At 43.4% G+C, this 5,684-nt stretch carries 2 protein-coding genes; both read right to left on the bottom strand.

The window, feature by feature from the left end:
- Window positions 1-186: 186 nt before the first annotated feature.
- Window positions 187-4,293, bottom strand: coding sequence for a hybrid sensor histidine kinase/response regulator transcription factor (locus tag BACCELL_RS23650; RefSeq protein ID WP_007214661.1), 4,107 nt, complete (start codon window positions 4,291-4,293; stop codon window positions 187-189).
- Between the two features lie 23 nt (window positions 4,294-4,316).
- A complete protein-coding gene (locus BACCELL_RS23655) occupies window positions 4,317-5,456 on the bottom strand; it encodes a glycoside hydrolase family 88/105 protein (protein ID WP_007214662.1) in 1,140 nt (379 codons plus the stop codon).
- Window positions 5,457-5,684 lie beyond the last annotated feature (228 nt).

Raw genomic sequence — 5,684 nt, forward strand, 5'->3', positions numbered from 1 at the left:
CGACCAATAATGATACTAATCCTGTTTTAAATTTCATAATAGTTATTCTTACTAATGTTGATATTGATTTAAAGATAAAATTCTCCATAAAAAGATTGCGCTAAGATAGGCGATTTATCTTAGCGCAACTTTCAATATTGTCTTATTCATTTGAGATTCTATTCCAAACGATATGCAAAACAGAAGCTATTTGGGAGTTTCTCCCTTATCATTATGCCTTTGTACCCACTCTGAAGGTGAATAGCCATAAAATGACTTGAAGCAGTTGGTGAAATAAGCATGACTATTGAAGCCTGTGTAGACCGATATTTCAGAAACCGTATAACTGGATTCCAATAAGAGTTTGGCAGCTATCTCCAAACGTTTATTACGTATCAACTCTGTTGGAGAAAGTTCCGTTACCGCTTTCAGTTTCCGGTACAGGTTGGCACGGCTCAGACCTAACTCCTGGCTCAACAAGTCCACTCCAAGCTCCGGATTAGAGATATTCTTCTCTATAATCTCAAAGAAACTCTGCGTAAACCGATCATCCCCCGAAACAATCTCAATACCCATCGCTTCCGGAGAGAACTTCTTTCCATATAGTTTCTTCAGTTTCTCACGGGATTCCAGCAAACTGTTGATACGGCAAATCAGCACATCCATACTGAAAGGTTTCACGATATAGTCATCGGCGCCCACCGAAAAGCCTTCCTTGATATGAACCACCATGGACTTGGCTGTCATCAGTACTACCGGAATATGCCCAAGCTGTAAATCCTGCTTCACACGTGAACACAGTTCCAGTCCGTCCATCTGCGGCATCATGATGTCACTCAGTATCAAATCCGGATATTTTTCCATACTTAGTTCCAGTGCATCCTTACCATTATTTACATCCAGCACATAGAAATAAGGATCCAGACATTCTTTGACGTAAGCTCTTACTTCATCATTATCTTCCGCCAGAAGTACAGTCCACTTCTTTTCTATCTCAAAGTGCATTTCTTTGCCCGATGGGATGACATCCTCCACGACCTGTCCTTCATCATCTTCCACCAATTGCTCCTTGCCGTAGGCAGAATTACTGATCGGAATATAAACCTTGAAGATCGTACCCGTAGGCTGATTATGGGATACGGAAATAGTGCCTTTATGCAAAAGCACGATTGAGCGTGTCAGACTCAGACCGATGCCCGTACCCACATTCTCTTTATTGTCATCTTCACCCTGATAAAAAGGTGCAAATATATTCTTCATATCTTCCTCCGTAATACCCTTTCCGGAATCGGTAACCGAGAGACAGGCAAACCTGGTATCGGCAGGCATCTTATTCAATTCCGCCTGCTGTTCCGACGGAAGTTCGGCAAAGGTACACCGGGACAATGAGAACACAACTTTACCATTATTCGGAGTAAACTTCATCGCATTGGACAAGAGATTAAAGACCACCTTTTCCACGATAGACTTATCAAACCATGCCGACATTCTCTCTTCACTCTTCTCAAAAGTAAATTCTATGGATTTCTTTGCTGCAAGATGGTTAAAGGCATAGTAAATCTCTTGTAAGAACAGATTCATATCCGTTTTGGCAATATGCAATTTCAATTTACCCTCCTGGTTCTTGCGCAGATCCATCAACTGATTCACGAGCAGCAATAGGCGTTGAGCATTACTGAATATCAGGCTCAGCTTATTCTTCACACTGGAAGAGAATTCCGGCATAGACACCAGATCCTGTAAAGGTGCAATAATCAATGTAAGCGGAGTGCGGAGTTCATGGGAGAAATTGGTAAACATACGTATCTTCGCCTGATGGAACTCTTCCAGTTGCAGTTTCTCCTTCTGCTTGAATTGCAATTCACGCTCCAGCTTTTGCTTCTTCGATATATAATACATGATGAGTGTCATTATAAAGACAAAAGCAATGGCATAAAACAGGTAAGCATACCAGGTTTTCCACAAGGGTGGATGCACAATGATGCGTATCTTACGTGTCTGTTGACTCCAGACTCCATCATTATTAGAAGCCTTCACTTCAAATACATAGGTTCCCGGACTTAAGTTCGTATAGTAAGCTTCCCGACGATTGCCAATATAATTCCAATCTTTATCGTAGCCTTTCAGGAAAGTGGCATACTGATTCTGCCGGGCAAAAACAAAGTTCAGTGCGCAGTAACCGATAGAGATATTATTCTGATTATAACTCAGCTCTATTTCTTCCATACCGTCCAGCACGGTGTCCAATATTCCGGTTTCATCTTCCGGTTCAATCACCTGGTTATTCACTACCAACTTCGTGAATACCAATGGCGGTACAAAAGAATTTAATTGCAACTCCTGCGGACTAAATGTCACAAAGCCATTATTACCGCTAAAGCAGATTTCTCCATTGGGCAGTAATAAACCACTATGGGGAGTAAACTCATAGACTCCGATGCCATTCAGAGAATTGTAATTGGTAAACTCCTCTGTCTTCAGATTGTATTTCGAAATGCCATTGCTCGCACTGATCCATAGGTTATTGTCGCTATCTTCCACAATGGAGCAAATATCATTCTCTATCAATCCCTGTTCCTTCGTTACGGTCTTTACTATTCCTTTTTCTTCCTCGTACAAAGCAATACCGCCGCCGAACGTACCAATCCAGATACGACCAGAACTATCACGCACAATACCCGTCACATAATTACTAAGCAACCGATGAGGCTCTTTCTCATCCGTATCATAGTAAACCACCTCTTCCCTATTTACATCGTACTTTATCAGACCATCATTACGACTACCAATCAACATTACCCCATCACGCAACTTCAGTATGCAGCGCGAACTGGCAAACAGACAACTGTCCTTTCCGCCATTAATAGGAAAGTGTTTCTGAAGTTCCTTTTTATCCGACAAGCGCATCACTCCCATACGTGAATCGGAAGTTATAATCCACAGACTATCATCCTTATCACGAAGCATGGAGTAAATGGACATTTCCCCCGGTAGCTGATAATAGAACGTATATTTCTTTGTACGGGTATTGAATTGATAGATAGATCCCTTATTCGTTCCGCACCAAAGTATATCATCTTCCAACAGAAGCCCTTTTATAATATTCTGGCTGTACTGCAACTTTGAAGCCTTATCTATCGGATAATACGCATACTGTCTGTTTTCCAGATTATAATCGAGCAGCCCTCTACCCTCCGTTGCCATATATAAAGAACCACCGGGAGTGGAAACCATACAACCGTATATCCCAAACAATGCATCAAACACCGTAGCAGGATCATGGAAATCAAAGCGGTTGTTAAAGCGGCTGGAGAAACTCACTCCGCCGGCATACGTCCCCACCCATACCGTCTGACTCCTGTCTACAAACAATGAATAAATGGAAAAGTGGCTCAGATTCCCCTTTTCAAGGGAAGCATCCGTATGTTTCCAGAAAGAATTAGTGGAGAGGTCGATGGTATATAGCCCGTCGAATGTACCGATAAGCAACATTCCGCGCAACTCTGATATGGCTCTGACGCTATTGCTCGTCAGAATACTGTTACCCTTATGGTAGGTTACCATTTCCTCTTTCTCAAAGTTTATGCAATACAATCCGCTCAGTCCGCTTCCCACCCATAACGTTCCGTTTGAATCTTCATAGATAGTAGAGATACTATTGCCAAGCAGATGAAGTCCCGGCGTCCGGGTAGTCAACTGCCGTTGCACTTTCATGTTCATATCGCAGACAAACAGGCCTTTCGTAGAAGTACCTATCAGAATCTGATGCTGCTTCGTTTCGTAGACTACAGAGATGAATTCATCTTTGATCTTCCCGTTCAGGTCTATGCGCTGAAATACATCCATTGCAGGCACATACAGGTACAGCCCCTTGGTAGTTCCTATCCAAAGGCGATTACGGGAGTCTACCGTCAGGCAGCGTACTTCACTTTTGGCAAAAGCACCGTATCGTTCGTCAACAAACGGCTTGATACGGTTGGTTTTCAGGTCGAGTTTATTCAATCCGCGTGCCGTACCAATCCACAAATTGCGGTCGTTATCTTCGGCCAAACTCCAGATATGATTATCACTCAAGGTCAGAGAGTCTTTCGGATCATGTTTATAGATCACGAACTCACTGCCATCATAACGATTCAATCCGTTGCGCGTACCAAACCAGATGAAACCTTTGGTATCCTGGAATATTTTAAGCACAGAGATCTGAGACAAACCATCTTTCAGATTCAGGTTTGAGAAATAGAAGTTCTCATTATTCTGCGCAGTCACTTCCAAGGTTGCTAACAAGGTTATCAGCAAAAGAATATGTTTTCTCATAGGTCAAAAAAAATGTGATAGGCTTATTTCGTCAACAACTCCGTAGCGCACCATAACAATGGAGCATGAGCGTGCAGGTCACCGGTGATTTGTTTGCGGTTCATGTAATGGTTCTTGTCATTCTTGATATTGGTTCCCTCGCATACGTTTGTTACCTCGTCTTCATCATTGATATATGAAACCAATGCCAGCCATCCTTTTGTGGCGGCAGGAGCATAGGTTTTCTTATCGAGCCAACCGTGTTTCACACCCACCAGCATGGCATAGGTGAACATTGCCGTGCCGGAAGTCTCTTTGTACGAAGCGGGTTCATCAATCAATTGGTGCCACATTCCATCAGGGTCCTGATTTTCGAGTAAAGTAACCATCATCTTTTTATAGGCTTCCATAATAACCGGACGGTTCGGATTATCTTTCGGAAGTACGGAAAGCAGACGGGACATTCCGGCAGCCATCCAGCCATTGCCACGTGCCCAGAAGAAAGGGGCTGTGGGAGCGTGATAGAAAAGACCGTTCGGTCGTTGTATCTTCTCCAGATACATCGCCATTTCAGCAGCGGCGCGGTCTATATACTTCCGGTCACCCGTAGCCAGATAGGCTTGCGACTGTATGGTGGTTATCATAAACATGTCGTCAATCCATACACGCGTTTGCCAGGAATAGCCCTGCTCGGCATACGCTTTCTCCTCCGGCTTGGCATCGGCAGGAACTTCCCATTGGGTATCGGCATATTTCATTCCGAGATCGAAATATTTCCGGTCGCCCAACTTCTGCATATAGATTTCGAGGGGAACAGCACCCACCACGTTATAGTCTACGTGCACCATGCGGGGAAGCATATTCTGTTCTGTAGTAAACAAGGGGTCAAAGCGTTCCTTCAGCCGTTGCTGCATATCTTTATTCTTCACGGCTTTGCTGAACCATAAGGCGCCCAACCAGGTGCAGGCATCAGGATAAGTCACATAATTGGGAGCTTTTTCCGCCCGCGGATTTCCAAAGCGGGTATGAGGGGTGACCAGGAACTTATTGACTATACGCGTACCTATCACTTTCGGATCGGCATCTTTCATACGTTTCTTCAAATCGGCATCCTGGGCGTTCATTGTTCCACACCAGCCTGAAAAGGCGGCAAATAGGATAAGTAAGATCTTGTGCGTCTTCATTCCATAGTATTGTTAGCAGATTAATAACTATGGCAAAATTAGGGAATTTGGGTCTGAAGGGTTTGAAAGATCGTTCCAAATGCTTGAACTATTAGCTCAAAATAGCGTATATAGACCTCTCAGACAGGATAGTTCAGCGATAGAATTAGAGATTGACAGACAGATTCACCACAATCATCAAATTCTCGCTTTATTGAGATCAAATACTCACCGTAGCGAGAGTTTTTT

The organism is Bacteroides cellulosilyticus DSM 14838 (assembly GCF_000158035.1).
GTDB classification, from domain to species: Bacteria; Bacteroidota; Bacteroidia; order Bacteroidales; family Bacteroidaceae; genus Bacteroides; species Bacteroides cellulosilyticus.